We start from the raw sequence: 16,849 nt of genomic DNA, 5'->3' as shown, positions 1-16,849 counted from the left end.
TCGTCTTAGCGTCGAACGAGCGTCAAGACAGTTCCCGAACCCGTCCCTCACGGAGTTGAGGCATAGCGTTCTCGACCCGCGCCCCGCTACGAAACCGCAGGTGAGACATGTGGCCGGAACCTGCACCATGCTCTACGCGGTGGACTTCGGGAAACAGGTCAGGCACCACCCGGCCGCATCTGAGAAACCCAAGGAAACCGCAGCTCACAGTCCCTTTGTAACAGGCTCCAAAATGGCCACGCACTCCACATGATGCGTCATCGGAAAGGTGTCAGCCTGAGTAAGATGTAGAAAAGACCAGGTCAGAGCAGCTTTCTCCGCTCACCGAGGAGCGTGAGGGCGACCAGAGCGTCAAATGAGCGTCACGACTGGCCGGACCAGGTTACTCAACCAGCCGCTTCGATCAGGTCCGCCAACAGGACGCCGGCCACCAGTTCCTCGACCACGGCCGTACCGTGTTCGGCCATGGCACGGGTCAGCTCTGGGTCCCAGGGAGCCTCGGTGAGTCGGCCGGGCTCAGGTCCGTGCGGTGTGCGGGCGACCGCGGCCCGGTAGCCCCCCGCCGTCATGCGCCAGGGTCGAGCCGGCGTCTTGTCCAGAAGATAGGCGGCGATACGGATACCTTCGCCATCGAAGTCGCTGCGGTAGCGGAGGATGGCGCCCTGATCCGCGAGAAGGCGGAGGAGGTGGATGGCCGCGCTGTTGGGCCAGCCGGATGTGCACACGAGCGGCGGACAGTCCGGACCGAAGCGGCGTACGGCCAGAGCCGGGATGCGGGGGTTTTCAACGGAGTAGACGGCGGGTACTGGATCTGGCCACACGGGCGAGCGGACCGTCACCGGCCGGGGGTAGACCAGCGACGAGAACGGCGGACGACAGGTCGTCGTCGGCGATGCTTGCGCGAGTCCACAGGGCGCGCCGGTCCGCCGCGGACTCCGGCGCGGCGGTGACGTGAAGAGTCGACAGAGCACGAAGGACAGAGTGTGGACAGGCGGATACCGTCGTCGAGTGCGTGGGAGTCGCCCCTCAGGACCCGGGCAGCGAAGACGCGCAGGGGCTCGGCCTGGGCCGGGAGTTCCGCGAGCACCGTCAACGCGTCTGCCAGCAGGTTTCGGGTCAGTTCCGGTGATCCACCGACCATGCCCGTGGCTCGGCACGACGCGGTCCAGTCGGCAAGCGCGGGCTGGGCCCGCACGGCGGCATGACCGTTCAACCACGCCCACAGCTCGGCACGCGCACAGCGATAGTGCACGACAGCCCCACATCACGAGTGTAGTTTTTGGCGCTCTTCCAGCCAGCTCGGCGCTCCATCGTCCCCGGGAAATTTACCGTTCTTCTCAGGCCATACCATCTGGAGCACTTCAACTTCTCCAGAATTGAACACAAAAGCCTGTACCAGATTTTCCTCAGCAAGGACTGAGGAAACATCTTCAAATCGCACCGAAAACCCATTGAGAATCTCATCCGATACGCTGCCACTCGCGTATCTTGCACCAGATTCAACAGAGTCAAAAACGGCCTCGAGTACCGCATGAGACGTCGATTCAGGAAGACCGACGACTACAACTTCAGGATGTGAAAATGTCCGAAAAAGCCCAATCGTGTAGGCAAACGACGGGACAGCCGGTTCGCCGGGATCAAATACCCAAATCCACGACCATCCCACACTTTCGACATCACGACCGATCTTCAATTGAATTTCACTATCGGTTGGATTCAAGACCGACACCTTTGCTGACAGGATAGCTAACTATCCGATTTATCCCGGTTGCAGACTCTACAGAGGGCTTGCCCGTTAGAGGGGTCACCGGAACCGCCGCGAGATTTAGGATCGATGTGATCAATCTGCCAGTCCGATTCAGGCGGCGTTACGCCGCTCTGTGATTTAGCAGGTTTGGTCAACTGGGTGCCACACAGCTCACACGTCGCGACGCCATGCTCTTCTATGTTCTTCCCTATGACGATCCTTCTGCCCGCTGGCGTGAAATTCTTTCCCGGGCGAGAACCGGGAGCACCTCCCACGACCCGTGGACAATTATGAACGAGTACCGGCGTGGCCCCCGCCACCACATAGTACGTGTGCTACGCGACCCCTCTCTACCTGCGTTTTCGCAGGTCAAGCGGTATTCATCGGTCCGCTGGGGTGCGGGTTCGGCCGGGGTTGTTCGTGGTTGTTGCCGTCACTACTGCCGTCAAGGGTCTTGGTCGATCAGGCAGGCAGGGCGCCTCACGGTGGCTCGGCGGTCGGCCGCCGAGTAAGCCGCGTGCGGCGGCTCGGCCAGTGGCAGCACGGGAGCCGGGCCGGGAGCTGTGCTCCCCGCCGGAGGCGACGCCGGCCACCGCCCTCGGTGGGCCCGGCGACGGACGTGAGGGTCGGCCCCTGGTCGACCCCTGCCTGCGATCCGGCCGTAGGACGGTCGTAGGACGGTCGTAGGCGACAACTTGCTGTGCGACACGCAAGGGCTCCACGCCCACAACCTGCTCCCGGCGGCACCAGGTTGAGCCCCACTCGCGCCTGGGTCCAGCCGCCCGTCAGTACCCGGGACGGGCGTCGGCCGCTTGCCCCACGGCGAGTCGGTCGGCGACGTTCGGCCAGCTCAGCCGGGCGGGCGCCGCCTTGAACCTCGTAGAGAAAATCTGAACGCACCGGCCTGACCAGCGTCCCGGCACGGCGGGTTAGCGGCCCGGCTCGCCGCCGCCCGCCTCCAGTGCCTGGACGCGAGCACGGAGATCGGCCAGCTGCTCGACGGCGTCGGCCAGTGCCCGTTCAACCTCGTAGAGAAAATCTGAACGCACCGGCCTGACCAGCGTCCCGGCACGGCGGGTTAGCGGCCCGGCTCGCCGCCGCCCGCCTCCAGTGCCTGGACGCGAGCACGGAGATCGGCCAGCTGCTCGACGGCGTCGGCCAGTGCCCGTTCCAACGTCTCAACGCGGGCCGCCGTCCCGACGGCGGCTGCGGTTACCTCCGGGCCACCGAGGTCATCGGCGCTGTCGTGGTGGGCGACGAAGGCGCCCTTGCCGGGACGGGAGACCGCCCACCCCTCCTGCTTCAGCAGGGCCATGGCCTTCTGCACGGTCAGGCTCGACGCCCCGAACTCCCGCATCAGCACAGCCTGCGTCGGCAGCGCGTCACCCGGCCGCAGCCCGCCGGAGCGGATGCGCTCGCGCAGGTCCTCGGCGATGACCTCGAACGTCAACTGCACCCCGCCGCCCGTCGGCCTGCGCCCGCGCCGCGTCGCCTTTACGCCCGCCACCCCGCCGCCTTCCGTGCCGTCTATCAGCTATTTCCGGCCCGCCCAAACCGGGAAACCGGCCCCACACTACCCGCGTCCCACCACCCACCAGAAAGGAATCAGGAGGGATGCACTTGAATGCGCCCGTGAGGCGATGTTAACGTCACGCCCTCGCCGGTGATCACCACCGCACCCCGCCGACCAGCCCTCACTGGTCCGGCCCTCGCGCCCAACTCCGAGGCGCCCCGTTCCCCTGTGAACCGATCACTTCGGCCTGCCCACGTCACCCCGCGCTGTACCACTTCCGCGCTCCCGCCGAAAGGCCCCCTTCCGCATGCCCGCACAGCTTCAACTCCCGTACCCCGCGACCGCTCCAGCCGCCTCGCGTCCGTCGTCGGCGTTCACCACGCCGACCTACCCGGCGGAAGTCACCGCCACAGCCTCGACGACAGCAGGGTGGTCGGTGCTGGAGCGGCGCGCCCGGCTCACGGCCAAGCTGGCGAAGCTCGCCGCCACCGGCCAACTCGCGCCCCTCGCACGACAGATAGCCGGACTCGGCGGCTGCGCACACCCGATCCGCCTCACCGGGCACCGCACCCGTCTCGGCAGCGCCACCGGCGAGATTCTCGACCACTTCGATTCCGGCCGGCTCCCGGCGGGCGAGTTGCTGGTGCGCTGCGGCAACCGCCGCGCCACCCGCTGCCCCGCCTGCTCCACCGTCTACCGCTACGACACCTACCAACTCATCGCCGCCGGACTACGCGGCGGCAAGACCGTCCCCACCAGCGTCGCCGCCCACCCCCGTGTCTTCGCCACCCTCACCGCACCTGGCTTCGGCCCCGTCCACAACCAGCCCGACACCGGCCGCTGCCACTGCGGCCACACCCACCCCGACAACGACCGGCTGTTGGGCACGCCGCTCGACCCCGAGCGGTACGACTACACCGGCGCGGTCCTGTGGAACGCGCACGCCCCGGCCCTCTGGGCACGCTTCACCACCCACCTGCGCCGCGAGATCGCCAAGGCCGCCGGCCTCACCCAGCGCATGCTGCGGCACCACGCCACCCTCTCCTACGCCAAGGTCGCCGAATACCAAAAACGCGGCCAGGTCCACTTCCACGCCGTCATCCGCCTCGACGGACCCACCGGACCCGGCAGCACCCCGCCCGTCTGGGCCACCGTCCAACTCCTCGACCACGCCGTCCGCGCCGCCGCCGCACGCACCCGCGTCCACCACGAGGGCCAGCCGTATCAGCCTGCTGGGGCTCCGGTCGGTGACCGAGCTGACCGGTTGTTGTTCCGGTTCGGGCGGCAGATCGACGTCCGTGCGATCCGCGGCACCGACTTCACCGGCGGCGGCCCGGTCACCGACCGGCACGTCGCCGCCTATATCGCCAAGTACGCCACCAAGGGCGCCGAGACCACCACCGGCACCCTCGACCGCCGACTCCGCCTCCTCGCCGAACTCGCCACCCACGACATCACCGACCACGCCCGCCGCATGATCCACACCGCCTGGCACCTCGCCACCCGCCCCCAGCACACCCACCTCCGCCTACGCCAATGGGCCCACATGCTCGGTTTCCGAGGCCACTTCTCCACCCGCACCCGCCACTACTCCACCACCCTCGCCCACCTCCGCGCCGAACGCACCGCCTGGCGAACCCGCCGACCCGACACCCAGACCCAGACCCCGGCCCCGGCCCCGGTGTCGACTCAGACGCAGGCCGGCCAGACGGACAGCAGTCCGGTCGATGACCGCGCCGGACACCCCACTGACCTGACCCCCGATCACCCCGACATCGTCGGTCAGCGCGTGGACTCGGACACGACGCTGGTCATCTCCCACTGGCAGTACGCCGGAACCGGCCTCCTGCCCGAACTCGAACACCTCGCCGACCTGCTGGCCGCAAAGCGGCAGGCCCGACCCAAGCAACCGACCCGAACCCGGCACTCGGAGCGCTCCGGTGACCGTGCCGGTCACTCCACCGGTCACCCGGCCGATCACTCCACTCATCGCCGTGCTGTCCGGACGGGGGCCGTCGCGTGACCGCTGGCACGGAACTCCTCACGGTCCCGCAGGTCATGGAACGCCTCCAACTCGGCCGCACCGCTGTCTACGACCTCATCCGCACGCGCCAACTCGCCTCCCTCACCCTCGGCCGCGCCCGCCGCATCCCCGCCCACGCCCTCACCGACTTCATCCACACCCGCCTCGACCAGGAAGCCGCCTGATGAGCACACCCTGCGACACCCCCGCCTCCCGCCGCACCCGCGCCAATGGCGACGGAACCGTCTACCAACGCAAGGACAGCCGGTGGGAAGCCGCCGGATACGTCCTCGCCCCCGGCAACACCCGCAAACGCATCCGCGTCTACGGCAGCTCACGCACAGAGGCACTGGCCAAACTGACCGAGAAGATCGCCGTCAGCAACCGCGGCGTCCCCACCGTCACCGCCCAGGACAGCCTCGCGACATACCTGGTGTACTGGCTTGAGAACGTGGCTATCCACCACCTCCGCGAGACCACCCACACCCGCTACACCGCCGTCGTCGAGCACTACCTCATCCCAGGCCTGGGCAAGAAGAAGCTCGCCAAGCTCACCGCCAAGGACGTCCGCACCTGGCTCAACGACCTGCGGACCGTCTGTCAGTGCTGCGCTCGCGGCATCGACGCCGGACGCGACCCCCATGCACAGGTCAGCCGCCGTCCACGCTGCTGCGCCATCGACCAGTGCTGCCGCAGGCGCCTCTCCCCACTCACGCTCGCCTACATCCACTCCGTACTCAAGTCCGCCCTGGAACACGCCGTACGCGAGGAGGAGATCCCGCGCAACGTCGCCCGAAACGTCCGCACCGGCACACCCCGCCCCCGCCGCTTCAACCCCCTCACCGCCGACGAAGCCCGCCAGTTCCTCGCCGCCGCCGAAGGCCACCGGCACGCCGCGCTCTTCGAGCTGGCCCTGCGCACTGGCCTGCGCAAGGGCGAACTCCTCGGCCTGTACTGGGAAGACCTCGACCTCGACAGCGGCACCGCCAGCATCCGCCGCACCCTCCAGCGCACCACAAGCCGTGGCCTGGCCACACTGCCGACCAAGACCATCAGCTCCGAGCGGCGCATCGCCCTCCCGGCCTCCTGCGTCGCCTCGCTTCGCGCGCACCGCGCCCGGCAAGCTCAGGAGAAGGAGGAGGCGAGCACGCGCTGGCAGGCCAGTGGACACGTCTTCACGCGACCGGACGGGCACCCGATCGAGCCCGCCACCCTCACCCGGCACTTCAACGCCCTGCTCCGCGAAGCCCGCCTGCGGCCGATCCGGTTTCACGACCTCCGCCACTCGACGGCGACGCTGCTCCTGGAGCAGGGCGTGGAACTTGTCGTCATCAAGGAGTTGCTGGGGCATGCACACATTGGGGTGACCGCGACGATATACACACACGTCCGACTCCGCCTCCAGCGCCAGGCCATCGACCTCCTCGGCAATGCCCTCGGCAACCTCGACCAGTCCGATGACCGCGACGACCCGCCGCTCTGTGCAGCGCCCGTCCGTTGACGTTGCCGTCAACTACTGCCGTCACCCCACGCAAAAGCCCCGCCAGGACACTCCTGACGGGGCTTCGGATTTGCATGAGCGATCACATCACGGGTCGGCACTGGCGCCGACGGGCTCTCTGGACCTCTGGGCTGCGTTCCTACTCAGGGATCCATTCGATCTCCCACTCGGAGGACTCAACGAACGACTCGAGCTCCGCCCTGTCCGCCACCCAGTAGTCGCCCCCGTCCGTCGGTGTGGACAGATCGTTGACCAGGTAGATGTAGTAGCCGCCGGTGACCTCGGAGTCGTCGTGGAGTTTCACGAAGTATCCTTCGTAGAACCCCGACAGAATGCGCCCGTTTCGTTCCAGTTCAACCTTCGTCATCACGGCCCCGCAAGGGGGACGTGGTTGTTGGCCAATGGTTTCCCTGCCTCGTCGAAGATCGCGCGGGCACTGATCGCGCACCACCCCTCCACTGCCTGAGGCCGTTTCGACAGCAAGCGGGCACGGCCGCCGCCTGCTCTCGTTTGACGCTTGACAAGGTCCGAACCGGCTTGGCGATCGACGCCCTCTTCTTTCAGCGCCTGAAGCGGACGGTCGACCTACTGAGCACATCACCCTGACCGGACCGTCCAGACGAGTTCCACCGCGTGAATCATGTACCGGACGGAAGGGTGCAGGTCGAACGCCAGTGTCACTTCGTGTCTCCGAGACCGCACGGGGGCCAATCGCGCCCCAGCCTCGACACCGGTGCCCGAGCCGAAGGCGCGGACCGGCCTCCGTACCCGTCGCGCCTCTGTTGGCAGGGCATGATCAGACGCGATAGCCTGCCGGGCTGCCTTGTTGCGGAAGGCGGCAGAAGGGAGGGGAGCCCCATGCCGAGTCACAGGTCCGACATCGCCGAGGTTCGTGCCGCGATGCGTGCCGTCGGCTACACGATTCTGCAGGTCGAGCCGCGGCTTGAAAACTTGTCGAACCTTCGGCCGGATGTACTGGCGTGGGCGTCGAATGCCGACGGGGAACTCGTGCCGTGGGCGGTTGTCGAGTACAAGAACAAGAAGCTCAGGCAGCCCGAGCTCGTCCTTCCCTCCCTGGCGGGCAGCCGGGACCTGCTGGGTACGCTCGAGCACTACGCGGTAATCAATGGGCAGTGGTTCAAGGCCGACCGTGGTGTCCGTTCCTTGCAGCCGGTCGACGGCCCGACTCCGCCCGAGCACGGCTCGCAAGGCTTGGTCACCGACCGGTCGCTGGCTACCTCCCTCCTGGTGCAACGTCTGTGGTTCGAGGCTGACCGTCTCCGCAACTCCGGGGTCTCAGCCGAGCGGTACTTTCCTTCCGGGGACGTCCTGACGTCGTCCCGAAATGGGAGGCCGGGTATCGAACTGCCCGACGGTGGGTTCGTGCCGGTTCGGGCAGACGTACTCTGGCGCGCGAAGCGGGACGCGCTGACCGAGTTCGCCTCTCGTGGCAGACACCGAGAGTTCAGCTCACCCCGAGTGGTTGCCTCCGCCGTTTCGGCGCTGGTTGAGAAGCATCTGGCTGGCACCGTCTTGGATCCGTTCTGCGGAACCGGATCGTTCCTCTGGACGGCCTTGGACCGTGCTGCGGAGCAAGGCATCGCGGCGGAGTTCATCGGCTACGAGTTCGACGCACAGCTCGCCGAACTCGCGGCAGGGATCGGTCGGGACGCGCCGAGGCACGTGGTGATCGAGAAGGGCGACTCCTTCCAGAGGGACCTCGCGGAAGCCGACGTCGTTGTCACGGCGCCGCCTGTCGGTCTCTCCCTGGCCGACCGCCACCTTCTACTGGACGGATCGACCACTTCCGACGGCAATGTCGCAGCGCTGGACAAGTGTGTGCGGGCGCTGAAGCCCGGAGGACGCGCTGTCCTGCATATCGCTCACTCGTTCACCTTCGCGGACCGGTACGCGGCGTACAGGATGTTCCTGGCCGAGAACTTCCACGTAGCCGCTCTTATCGGGCTTCCGGCAGGAGCGATCACGGGCACCGGTGTCCGTTCCGTTCTCGTCGTCATCGACCGCGCTGAGCCCGCGGAGACGCTGGTCGCCCATCTCGGTGAGGACTGGGAGACGCAACTCGGCCCGGAAGGCCCCGGGCTGAATGCCGTCCTGGAGTTCGTCGACGCAGAAGACGACCGGCCACGTACCGCAGGACCCTCATGAGCAGCTTCTTGACAGTTGATCTGCGGGGCGAGGCCGACTGGGATCCAGGACGCCTGGTTGGTTCCTCCTTCGCTTGGCCGACAGCGGCGCCGGTGGTCCCATTGCGGGAACTCGTTACCACTGTCCGGGCGGGGAGTGTCGCGACCGCTGGTTCCCCGGTAATCACGCCCGCCGGCCTGGTGGCGCGCACCGGGGCAATTCGGCGGCGGAGCACCAAGTACCAAGGCAAGGCATTCACCGTCGGAACGCGCGGCCTTCGGCGTGGTGATGTCCTGGTGCCGCCTTCGCCGTCCGGGCCGGCCGTTCTTGTCGACGACCGGCTGAACGGTGCGCTCCTCTCATCCCGATTCATAGCCCTCCGGCCTCTCGACCCGGTGCTTTCCCGGTGGATCTGGGCCGTGTTGAACTCGCGGGCGGGACAGGCTCGTCGGGCGTCGCTGGCGACAGGTACCACCATGGCGTCCGTGAAGATGCCGGATTTACTGGAGATGGGCGTGCCCCTGTCGCCCCTTGTGGAGGTCCAGCGGCTCGACGGAGTGCTGGCTTCGATCGAGGCGGGAACGCATCGCGAGGAGGAGCCGTCGGAGTCGACGTGGTGGGTCACGGCTGACCTTCGGCTCCGGGACGACTGGGGGATCATGCTCGCCACTCCTCGTCCCGAGCTCCTGGAGGACGGCGAACCGCTCGGTTCCTTCGTACAGCAGATGAAGCCGTCCCGCTCAACCCGCGGCTTCGAGGTGCCGACGGAACTGCCGGGCACGCTTCCGGTCGTGGACGTAAGTGTCCTGGGGGGCCGTCCGACCCGGCGATGGGCCTCGCCGCAGTCCACCACCGTCACCCTCATCACCCCGGGCGACCTCCTGATCTCCCGCGTGGGCGAGTACTCGTACGCCACCGTCGCACAACGCCCGGCCGTCGCGGATCCGGGCATCTTCGTCCTCCGGCTGCATGACCAGTCACAAGGACCTGCGCTCGCGCACTTCCTGAACGGGCGCGAGGGGCAGACCAGGAGGCGCATGTTCTTGCGGGGCGTGACGGTTCCGTCCTTGCGGAGGACGGACATCGAGAGATTCCCTATCCCAGCAGAAGCCCTCGAGTTCGAAGGAGACGTCGAGCCGGACGTGGGGTTGGCGGACCAATTGGAGCACGTCTTGTGGACCGCATGAGCTGCACGCTTTCGCCCCTCGTCTACACCGAGCTGTACCGGTTGCTTGCCGCGGACAAGCAGCGGTACGACGACATTGAAGAGCGGCTGAGCGAGATCGGGTACGCCCCCGCGTGGCTGAGTACCGCTGCCGACGCCTACGACGAGTACTGGGCGATGCAGCTGGAACTGGCCGGTGCGGAAGGCGTCGGGAACATCTCGGTCGGGAGTGCCGAGCATGCCCTCCTGGCTACCTGGGTACTGGCCGGCCTTCGCAACACAGGCGACGACAACACGCTGAGTTCGGCGCTCAGGGCGAACGTCCATAGGCGTGCGGTCAGCGAGGTCCCAGATCTAAGAATGCCTCTGCCATCGGTCCTCAACCCGGTCATATACGGGTGGACTCTCGGCAAAGTCGTCAGCCTGAGTTCGACTGACGTACCAGTCGAACCCGTCGCTCCGGCGAGCATGCCTGACGACGATAACCTCGTCGCGGCGTACCTCGGGCTCGTCAACCACGTCCTTGCGCTGGAGGGCATGGCCGAGCCGTGGCCCGAGATGATGCAGACGTCCACTTACTGGCGCGGTTACGGGATCGCAGAGGCACTGAAACCGGGGGCTGGGGATGGCGGCCGAGCACTTCTGGAACTGCTAGCGGAATCGCGGCCCTTGCTCTCACAGCCAGTCTTCTCCCAGCTCAACAACCACTTCAGCCGCTTCGGGGCGCGCCGGAACGCCCTGTCACACGTCACGAACGATGCGCGTCGTCCAGAAGGGTTCGTGAAAGTCGTCGAGGACACGCACGGCTGGGAGCACCTGCGGGTGACCCTCCGTGGCCTCACGCAGTTCGTCTGCCAGGAGGTCTCTCGCCTGCTGTACGAGGAAAACCCACCACCGGCTCTTCGGAACGATCCGTGGAGCTACCTCGTGCGGGAGATGCCTACGGAGTGGTGGGCTTAGAGGTCCTAACAAAGGCGTTGGACGTGCCTGTGGGTGATGAGGCAGGTGGCGAGGCCGAGGAAGGCTTCATGGATGTCGTCGCGTCGTTCCCAGCGGACGCGTAAGCGGCGGAAGCCGTGGAGCCAGGCGATGGTGCGCTCCACCACCCACCGGAAAGTTCCCAGGCCGGAGCCGTGCTCGACGCCTCGTTCGGCGATGACTGGGCGGATACCGCGCTGCCACAGCAGGCGCCGGTACTTGTCGTGGTCGTAGGCGCGGTCGGCGAGCAGGGCATCGGGTCTGCGTCTGGGTCGGCCGACGACTCCCGCGACGGCCGGAATCTTGTCGATCAGGGGCAGGAGCTGGGTGACGTCGTTGCGGTTCCCGCCGGTCAGCGACACCGCGAGCGGGATGCCCTGGGCGTCGGTGACGACGTGGTGTTTGCTGCCCGGCCGCGCGCGATCGACCGGGCTGGGTCCGCTTTTGGGCCCCGCCGGGCCGCCCGCACGTGCGAGGAGTCGATCACCGCCCGCGACCAGTCCAGCTGCTTTGCTGCCCGCAGCTGTTTCAGCAGCACCAGGTGCAGTTGATCCCACACGCCGGCTTCGTTCCACGCGGCCAGGCGCCGCCAGCAGGTCATGCCCGAGCCGAAGCCCAACTCCTGGGGCAGGTACTCCCATTGGATGCCGGTGTGCAGCACGAACAGGATCCCGCACAAGGCCTGCCGGTCCGGCACCCTTGGTCTACCCTCGACCAGCTTGGGTCCCGGCTCGGGCAGCAACGGCTCGATGAGCGACCACAGTTCATCCGACACGATCCACGGCCGCGACTGACGTTTCCCCACGCTTGGACCAACGACTGTCCAAGCCGAAGGTCACATGATCAACAACTTCTGTTAGGACCTCTTAGAGACGTGCTACGAGAGTACGGAAACTGAATGTCCACGGCGTCAGAGAGCTGAGTAGTCCGAAGGGCGGGGGCGGCTGGGACAGGCTGTCCGCGAGGCTCGCAACCATCGCCCGCCAAAGCCTGCTCAACAGCACCACCTCCGATTCAAGGGCTGGGCGCCGATATGCCAGACCGCGAGCCGTCGCCGGACTACACACACGGCTCATGGCGGATGTGATCGCCTCGGACGCCACGTCTCGGAACGCCACGGCTGGATGGCCTATCTATCCTCCTCAAGTTGGTACACCCGGCTGTGCGCCCCTCTGATTCCCGTGACCGTCACGCTACTGCTCGGACGGCAAGTCAGTTGCTGGAGCGGCTGCGGGATGATGCGTACGGAGACGGGACCGGTTCCGGCCTCCAGCCCCGAGACGATGACGAGGAAGAAATCGTCGTTCTCCGCTGCTCGCTGGAACTCCGCGGGCGTCAGCAGCACCGTGTCCGGCTCGGCGTCCTTATATGCCTTGAGTTCGTAGAATCGCGATAGTGCGTCCACCGCGTCGGCGCCGAGGCCGCGTTGGGCCCGCAGGTCGCGCAGCCAGTCGTCGTCGGTGGCGAGTGCCTTGCGCACGACGTCCAGCGCCACCTTTTCCTGCTCCGTGCCCGTGTAGGGGCGCGGTGGCGTGTGCTGCTGGGGGATCGCCGATCCGGCGCGGGGCTGCGGCAGGCCGGACGTACCCGGGCTATACCCGCTTGACCGTGCGGCGGGCGCGCCCGAGGCCGAGGGCTTCAATGGCGTGATGATGCCGCTTGGGTCGACGAGCCGGAGTCTGCCAGGGTCCACGAGCCTCCGCGGTGGAGCGGGGGGCACCGGCGGGACTGACGGCCCAGTTACGGGCGGTGGTGCGCTGGGGACAGGCGGGAGGATCACTACCGTCCGTGGGGTACCAGCCGCTGTGCTGGCCTGCGCTTCGGTCGCGGTGCGGCGTTGGTCCACCTCGCTACCGAGTTCTCTGAGCCGTCGTTCACGCTCGGCCTCCGCCGCTTCCCGGTCGCGCCGCACCTGGTCGTCGGCAAGGCTCAGCCGTACGGCCGTACGGCCCTTCTCGGCCTGGTCACACGCTGCTCCCCAGGCGAGGGCCACCTCGCGGCGGCTGCCCGGAAACCGGGCGGCGATCGACCGGCCCACCCCGGATGTGCGTGTCAGAGCGGCAGTGTCACGTACGTACAACGTGCCCGAGGGCCAGTCGATCCCAGCGTCCACGGGCACGTGCACCGTCTCGCCCGTGTCCGGAAGATCGAGGCAGCAGGCCAGGTGAGGGGCGATGCATACAGTCAGGTCAGCCAGCTGGTCCCACGAGCAGTCCAGGGACTGCGCAACGCTCGCGGCGTTGCGCTGCAGGTCCTCGCGGAGGTGGGTGACGGCTGACCGGACCAGCGCTGTGGCGTCCGGGTCCGCCGGGGCCGGGCCAGGGCTGTACACGGTGACATGCTCTGCGGCGAGCTCACTCACGCGCAGGGCTCCGATCAACGGTCGGAACTGCTCCAATTCGGCTCCTGGGCACCACACCGCACGTTCCCGGCCCAGCGCCTCGGCTACCACCGGGTCTTCGACGGCGTACACGGGCCGCTTGCTTCGCCAGCCCTGGCTCGTCCAAAGTGGGAGGCGTCCCAGGCGCTTGGCCGTCAACGCGCCGGGATGAGTACGGCCCAGAGCGGCGAGCATCTTCAGGGTCTCCAGGACGATGGACTGGGTCGTCCCGTCCGGCTCGTCCCGACCCTGCTTCCGGTCCTGCTGTGCCAGCTCCTTGATCACGGCCGTGGCGTCGTCCACAGTCGGCAGGCGCACTGCGAGCCGCTGCCAGAACTCCTCGCTGCCTGGAAACGTGGGAGCGAACGCACGGAGCGGACCGAAGAGCGGCGCTCCGCGCAGGCACTGGCTCGGCCGGCGCCAGCCGGAGTCCGTGAGGACGAGGCCGCTCCCCTCGCCGAATGCCCGAAGGACCGAGCCCAGGGACATCTCCCCCGAGGCTCTTTCGCCACGGCCGAAGGCGCGCTCTGCCAGGGCTTGGTAGAGGATCAGCGCCGCGGGCACATCCCTGTAGCCGCCCTCTTCCTCCCGTCGGCGCAGGCGCTGCAGACATTCCACGAGGTCCTCCGTGCGGGCCTCTGCAGAAATGCCCAGGGCGCGCAGCACATCACTGCGTCTGCCCACCAGTTGCTGGATCTCGGGATGGAGGAATCGCTCGTCGTCCGCCCCGTACACCGCGACCGTGCCGGTGGTCCGCATGCGGAGTCGAGCCGGGGCAGATAGTGCGCCGTTACCGGCGTCCAGCCACGGTGTGTCGCGCAACTGCCAGAGCCAGAAAGCTGCGGTCCTGCCCCGGTTCTGCCATGCGTAGTAGTCGTAGACGGCATCCACCTCGTCGTGGTCGGAGAAGCGGCTCCATGCCCGCCCGAGGACGTGAAACAGCGCTGCCGCCCTGCGCCTGCGGAGCTGCGGGTCCTGCTCCGCCGCTATGCCAGAGGCGACGGCACGTAGGTCGGGGCTTTCGTAGTCGTCGAGCGTGAAGGTCGCTTCCAGAACGCGCAGGGCATCAGTGCGTGCTCGAGGCCCCGAAATGACTTCCGCCGGCAGCCCATTCGGGCTCTGCGTGAAGCGTTCCCGCGCCCCCGGGTGCCTGCGCAACCTGGGCGCGGTCTCCGCGCCCAGGAGCCTCAGGAACTTACGGGCGCCCATCCCGGCGCCGCCGCGCTGCAGGACCTCGGCGTACCGGGGCCGCAGCCACACCAGCCCGGCCGTGCGACCGGCGGCGAAGGCGAAGCTCTCCTCGCGTTCCGAACTGTCCAGTCGGGCGGGTAGGTACGCCCGGGCGGGAGCGACGTCGATGTCTTCACGCTTTCCGGCCCGGTCGTAGCGATGCCCCTGCAGCCGGATCGCGTGGCCCACGTCGCGCCCCAAGGTCTCACGCTCGTGGTCCGGCACGCGTGCGAACCCGTCGCGCAGTTCAATGAGCTGGTCATCTGTCAGCCGCAGTACGTTCGGCCCGCTGCTCCCCGCCGCGCCGATGGCCGCGAGGCGCCGGATCACGGCCACCGCGTCCGCGTCGGTCAGCAGCGCCTCCCGCTTACGGAGCCATGTCCTCACCGACCGCGCCTCGTCGGTGTCGGCGAGGAATGCCGGATGGATTTCCCGGGAGAATCCGAGACTGGCGCCGAGGCCCCGCGGGGCGTCGGTGAACACCGCTGGTTCCGCGGGCCGGGGCACACGGTGACGGCCCCCTGAGCTGTCCACGAGCCAGCGGCTCGACAGCAAGGAGGAGTAGATATTCGAGGCAAGTCCCACCGCGGCGAGGCGGATGTTCGCCTGCGGCGACCGGGTTTCGTTGTCGAGGAGGCGTAGCGCGTCGTAAAGGTCCACCGTCACGGGAACCGCACTGTCGTGGTTCTCCCAGTCCGCCAGCACCTCGCGCCATCGACCGTCCTCGTCCCGCGCCACCTTGGGCAGCACGGCGGTCCGCTCGGCGACGCGGGAGATCTCTTCTTCGGTGACCACGCCCACCAGCATCTCGTCCTCCACCGCGAGATCATCCAGGCCGAGCGGCCCGTAGCCCGGGACGTCCAGGACGAGACCGTGGGACACGCCCGCCCTGGCACGGTCGAGGAGTAGTCGCTCCAACGCGGCGACCGGGTCGCGGGAGTCGCGCATGTCGTCGGGGAGCGGCACGGCGCGCCAGGCCCGTGCCGGATCCCGCCGGAACTGCCACAGGGCGGCGGCCTTCCACAGGTCGCCCACCAGTTCATTCAATGCGCGGTTCCACGGGGTGTCGTCGAGCGCCTGACGGCTGGCAATCGGATCGAACTGGGCGTTGATACAGAGGGACAGAGCGGTGTCCGCGACCGGAAGACCGGCGTAGATCCGCCCGGCGTCATCGGGTCCGAGAGGAAGAGCCACAGCGATTGCGGTGGTGGACCCCACCGCCTTGTGAGACCGGGTGATCCCGGAGGGGCTGGGAACGGTCGTACGGCAGATCAGCCACCGGGACCCGTCGCCGGCGCGTGCCTCGCCGGTCTCCACGTCGGCGCTCTGCCCGCCCACCACGGCCTCGAACGGCTCGCCGGTCTCACGGTCGAGCGCCAGCCGGTGCCGGACACGACCTTGCTCGTCCAGGTGCGTGACGCTGCCGACACTGCCGAGGAAGAGCAGCGCGCTGTCCCCCCACTCGGCAAGCCACGCGTCCACCTCGTCCGCGCCGAGCACGCCCGGCTCCAGAGGAACCCGTAGAACCGTCCAGGTGTCGCCCGCGAACCAGTCAGGCAACGGGAACGGCCTGGCCACGGTGATGTCAGGATCGCCGACCCGGAACCGGTAATGCCCGCAGTGAACCTCCAGATGCGGGGAGAGGGACTGGAGGGTCATCAGGCCGATCCCGAACCTACCGGTGGATTCCGCCTGCTCTGCCTTGCTCGTCAGCCAGGGCATCGCCAGGGCCAGAACGTCCGGCAACCGTACGGGACTGCCGTTGTGGGCGACGAGGAGTTCCCGTCCCCACATCAGAATGCGTACGTCCGTGGCGCCGAGGTCCTCGGCGTTCTGCACGATCTCCGAGAGTCCCTGGAGACGGTCGCTCGACAGATTTCCCGCGTGATCTCGGGTACGTCTCAGCGCGTGCCGTACTTGACCGTCCAGTCGCGCGAACCGGCTGCCGAGTCGCTCGACCGCCGCCTCAGTCGCCGCCTCACCCTCCGGCTCCGGTACGACGGCTCCTTCTGGGATGCCCTCCATGGAGAAGAGCGCATCGGCGGACGCAATTCCCCGCTCCACCGCAGCCGTTCGACGCACCGCATCCCCCGTGCTCATCTCCGCCCCCACGTACCTCGGCGCTCCCTGCGACACAGGGTAACGAGGCCAGCGCAATGAGCACACG

At 67.8% G+C, this 16,849-nt stretch carries 14 protein-coding genes and 1 pseudogene; 6 read left to right on the top strand and 9 right to left on the bottom strand.

Annotated features, from left to right (window positions below):
• Positions 1–386 precede the first annotated feature (386 nt).
• From OHB41_RS33730 to OHB41_RS33705, 6 genes and pseudogenes are all read right to left on the bottom strand, one after another.
• Positions 387–839 carry a DUF2399 domain-containing protein gene (locus OHB41_RS33730; RefSeq protein ID WP_266702219.1) on the bottom strand — a complete coding sequence of 151 codons (453 nt, stop codon included), beginning with the start codon at positions 837–839 and terminating at the stop codon, positions 387–389.
• Positions 784–966, bottom strand: coding sequence for a TIGR02679 domain-containing protein (locus OHB41_RS33725; protein WP_266706336.1), 183 nt, complete (start codon positions 964–966; stop codon positions 784–786). Before OHB41_RS33725 ends, OHB41_RS33730 begins: the two co-directional genes overlap by 56 nt.
• Positions 967–1,039: 73 nt before the next feature.
• Positions 1,040–1,195: pseudogene (locus OHB41_RS33720) on the bottom strand (TIGR02679 domain-containing protein); the annotation flags it as partial.
• Positions 1,196–1,264: 69 nt separating this feature from the next.
• Positions 1,265–1,720 (bottom strand): DUF4262 domain-containing protein, encoded by a 456-nt coding sequence (locus OHB41_RS33715; RefSeq protein ID WP_266702217.1) that lies wholly within the window; start codon positions 1,718–1,720, stop codon positions 1,265–1,267.
• Positions 1,721–1,746: 26 nt separating this feature from the next.
• Positions 1,747–2,022, bottom strand: coding sequence for an HNH endonuclease (locus OHB41_RS33710; RefSeq protein WP_266702215.1), 276 nt, complete (start codon positions 2,020–2,022; stop codon positions 1,747–1,749).
• An 803-nt stretch (positions 2,023–2,825) separates the two neighbouring features.
• Positions 2,826–3,254: a winged helix-turn-helix domain-containing protein gene (locus OHB41_RS33705; RefSeq protein ID WP_266702213.1), complete on the bottom strand. Its 429-nt coding sequence runs from the start codon at positions 3,252–3,254 to the stop codon at positions 2,826–2,828.
• Positions 3,255–3,567: 313 nt separating this feature from the next.
• Here OHB41_RS33705 and OHB41_RS33700 point away from each other — a divergent pair, with 313 nt between their 5' ends.
• From OHB41_RS33700 to OHB41_RS33690, 3 genes are read left to right on the top strand one after another with little or no spacing between them, the layout of a single operon-like run.
• On the top strand, positions 3,568–5,283 hold the full coding sequence (locus OHB41_RS33700) for a replication initiator (protein WP_266702211.1): 1,716 nt from the start codon (positions 3,568–3,570) through the stop codon (positions 5,281–5,283).
• Positions 5,280–5,468 carry a helix-turn-helix domain-containing protein gene (locus OHB41_RS33695; RefSeq protein WP_266702209.1) on the top strand — a complete coding sequence of 63 codons (189 nt, stop codon included), beginning with the start codon at positions 5,280–5,282 and terminating at the stop codon, positions 5,466–5,468. The genes OHB41_RS33700 and OHB41_RS33695 overlap by 4 nt, the downstream gene beginning before the upstream one ends.
• Entirely contained in the window at positions 5,468–6,784 is a 1,317-nt protein-coding gene (locus OHB41_RS33690; RefSeq protein ID WP_266702207.1) for a tyrosine-type recombinase/integrase, read from the top strand. Before OHB41_RS33695 ends, OHB41_RS33690 begins: the two co-directional genes overlap by 1 nt.
• Before the next feature lie 139 nt (positions 6,785–6,923).
• Here OHB41_RS33690 and OHB41_RS33685 read toward each other — a convergent pair whose 3' ends face one another.
• Complete coding sequence (locus OHB41_RS33685) at positions 6,924–7,088, bottom strand: hypothetical protein (RefSeq protein WP_266702205.1); 165 nt, start codon at positions 7,086–7,088, stop codon at positions 6,924–6,926.
• Between the two features lie 554 nt (positions 7,089–7,642).
• Here OHB41_RS33685 and OHB41_RS33680 point away from each other — a divergent pair.
• The 3 genes from OHB41_RS33680 to OHB41_RS33670 all read left to right on the top strand — a co-directional run bounded on the left by OHB41_RS33680 (position 7,643) and on the right by OHB41_RS33670 (position 11,054).
• Complete coding sequence (locus OHB41_RS33680; protein ID WP_266702203.1) at positions 7,643–8,950, top strand: HsdM family class I SAM-dependent methyltransferase; 1,308 nt, start codon at positions 7,643–7,645, stop codon at positions 8,948–8,950.
• A gap of 455 nt (positions 8,951–9,405) precedes the next feature.
• Entirely contained in the window at positions 9,406–10,116 is a 711-nt protein-coding gene (locus OHB41_RS33675; protein WP_266702201.1) for a restriction endonuclease subunit S domain-containing protein, read from the top strand.
• Positions 10,113–11,054, top strand: coding sequence for a hypothetical protein (locus OHB41_RS33670; protein WP_266702199.1), 942 nt, complete (start codon positions 10,113–10,115; stop codon positions 11,052–11,054). Before OHB41_RS33675 ends, OHB41_RS33670 begins: the two co-directional genes overlap by 4 nt.
• 5 nt (positions 11,055–11,059) lie before the next feature.
• Here OHB41_RS33670 and OHB41_RS33665 read toward each other — a convergent pair.
• Together OHB41_RS33665 and OHB41_RS33660 are read right to left on the bottom strand one after the other, a co-directional pair.
• Positions 11,060–11,850, bottom strand: a protein-coding gene (locus tag OHB41_RS33665; RefSeq protein WP_526025073.1) for an IS5 family transposase whose coding sequence is annotated in 2 segments (ribosomal slippage) — positions 11,060–11,526 and positions 11,526–11,850 — 792 coding nt in all. Because the reading frame shifts where the segments join, the coding sequence is not laid out codon by codon here.
• A 351-nt stretch (positions 11,851–12,201) separates the two neighbouring features.
• On the bottom strand, positions 12,202–16,707 hold the full coding sequence (locus OHB41_RS33660) for a sacsin N-terminal ATP-binding-like domain-containing protein (protein ID WP_266702195.1): 4,506 nt from the start codon (positions 16,705–16,707) through the stop codon (positions 12,202–12,204).
• Between the last annotated feature and the right edge of the window lie 142 nt (positions 16,708–16,849).

Origin of the sequence: Streptomyces sp. NBC_01571 (genome assembly GCF_026339875.1) — a bacterium.
Classification (GTDB): Bacteria; Actinomycetota; Actinomycetes; order Streptomycetales; family Streptomycetaceae; genus Streptomyces.
This window is presented reverse-complemented; position numbering and strand designations above follow the sequence as displayed.

Bases quoted from the DNA above. Each gene is read 5' to 3' on its own strand.
- OHB41_RS33700 (WP_266702211.1), top strand. From the start codon at position 3,568: ATGCCCGCACAGCTTCAACTCCCGTACCCCGCGACCGCTCCAGCCGCC.
- OHB41_RS33690 (WP_266702207.1), top strand. From the start codon at position 5,468: ATGAGCACACCCTGCGACACCCCCGCCTCCCGCCGCACCCGCGCCAAT.
- OHB41_RS33680 (WP_266702203.1), top strand. From the start codon at position 7,643: ATGCCGAGTCACAGGTCCGACATCGCCGAGGTTCGTGCCGCGATGCGT.
- OHB41_RS33675 (WP_266702201.1), top strand. From the start codon at position 9,406: ATGGCGTCCGTGAAGATGCCGGATTTACTGGAGATGGGCGTGCCCCTG.
- OHB41_RS33670 (WP_266702199.1), top strand. From the start codon at position 10,113: ATGAGCTGCACGCTTTCGCCCCTCGTCTACACCGAGCTGTACCGGTTG.
- OHB41_RS33660 (WP_266702195.1), bottom strand. From the start codon at position 16,707: ATGGAGGGCATCCCAGAAGGAGCCGTCGTACCGGAGCCGGAGGGTGAG.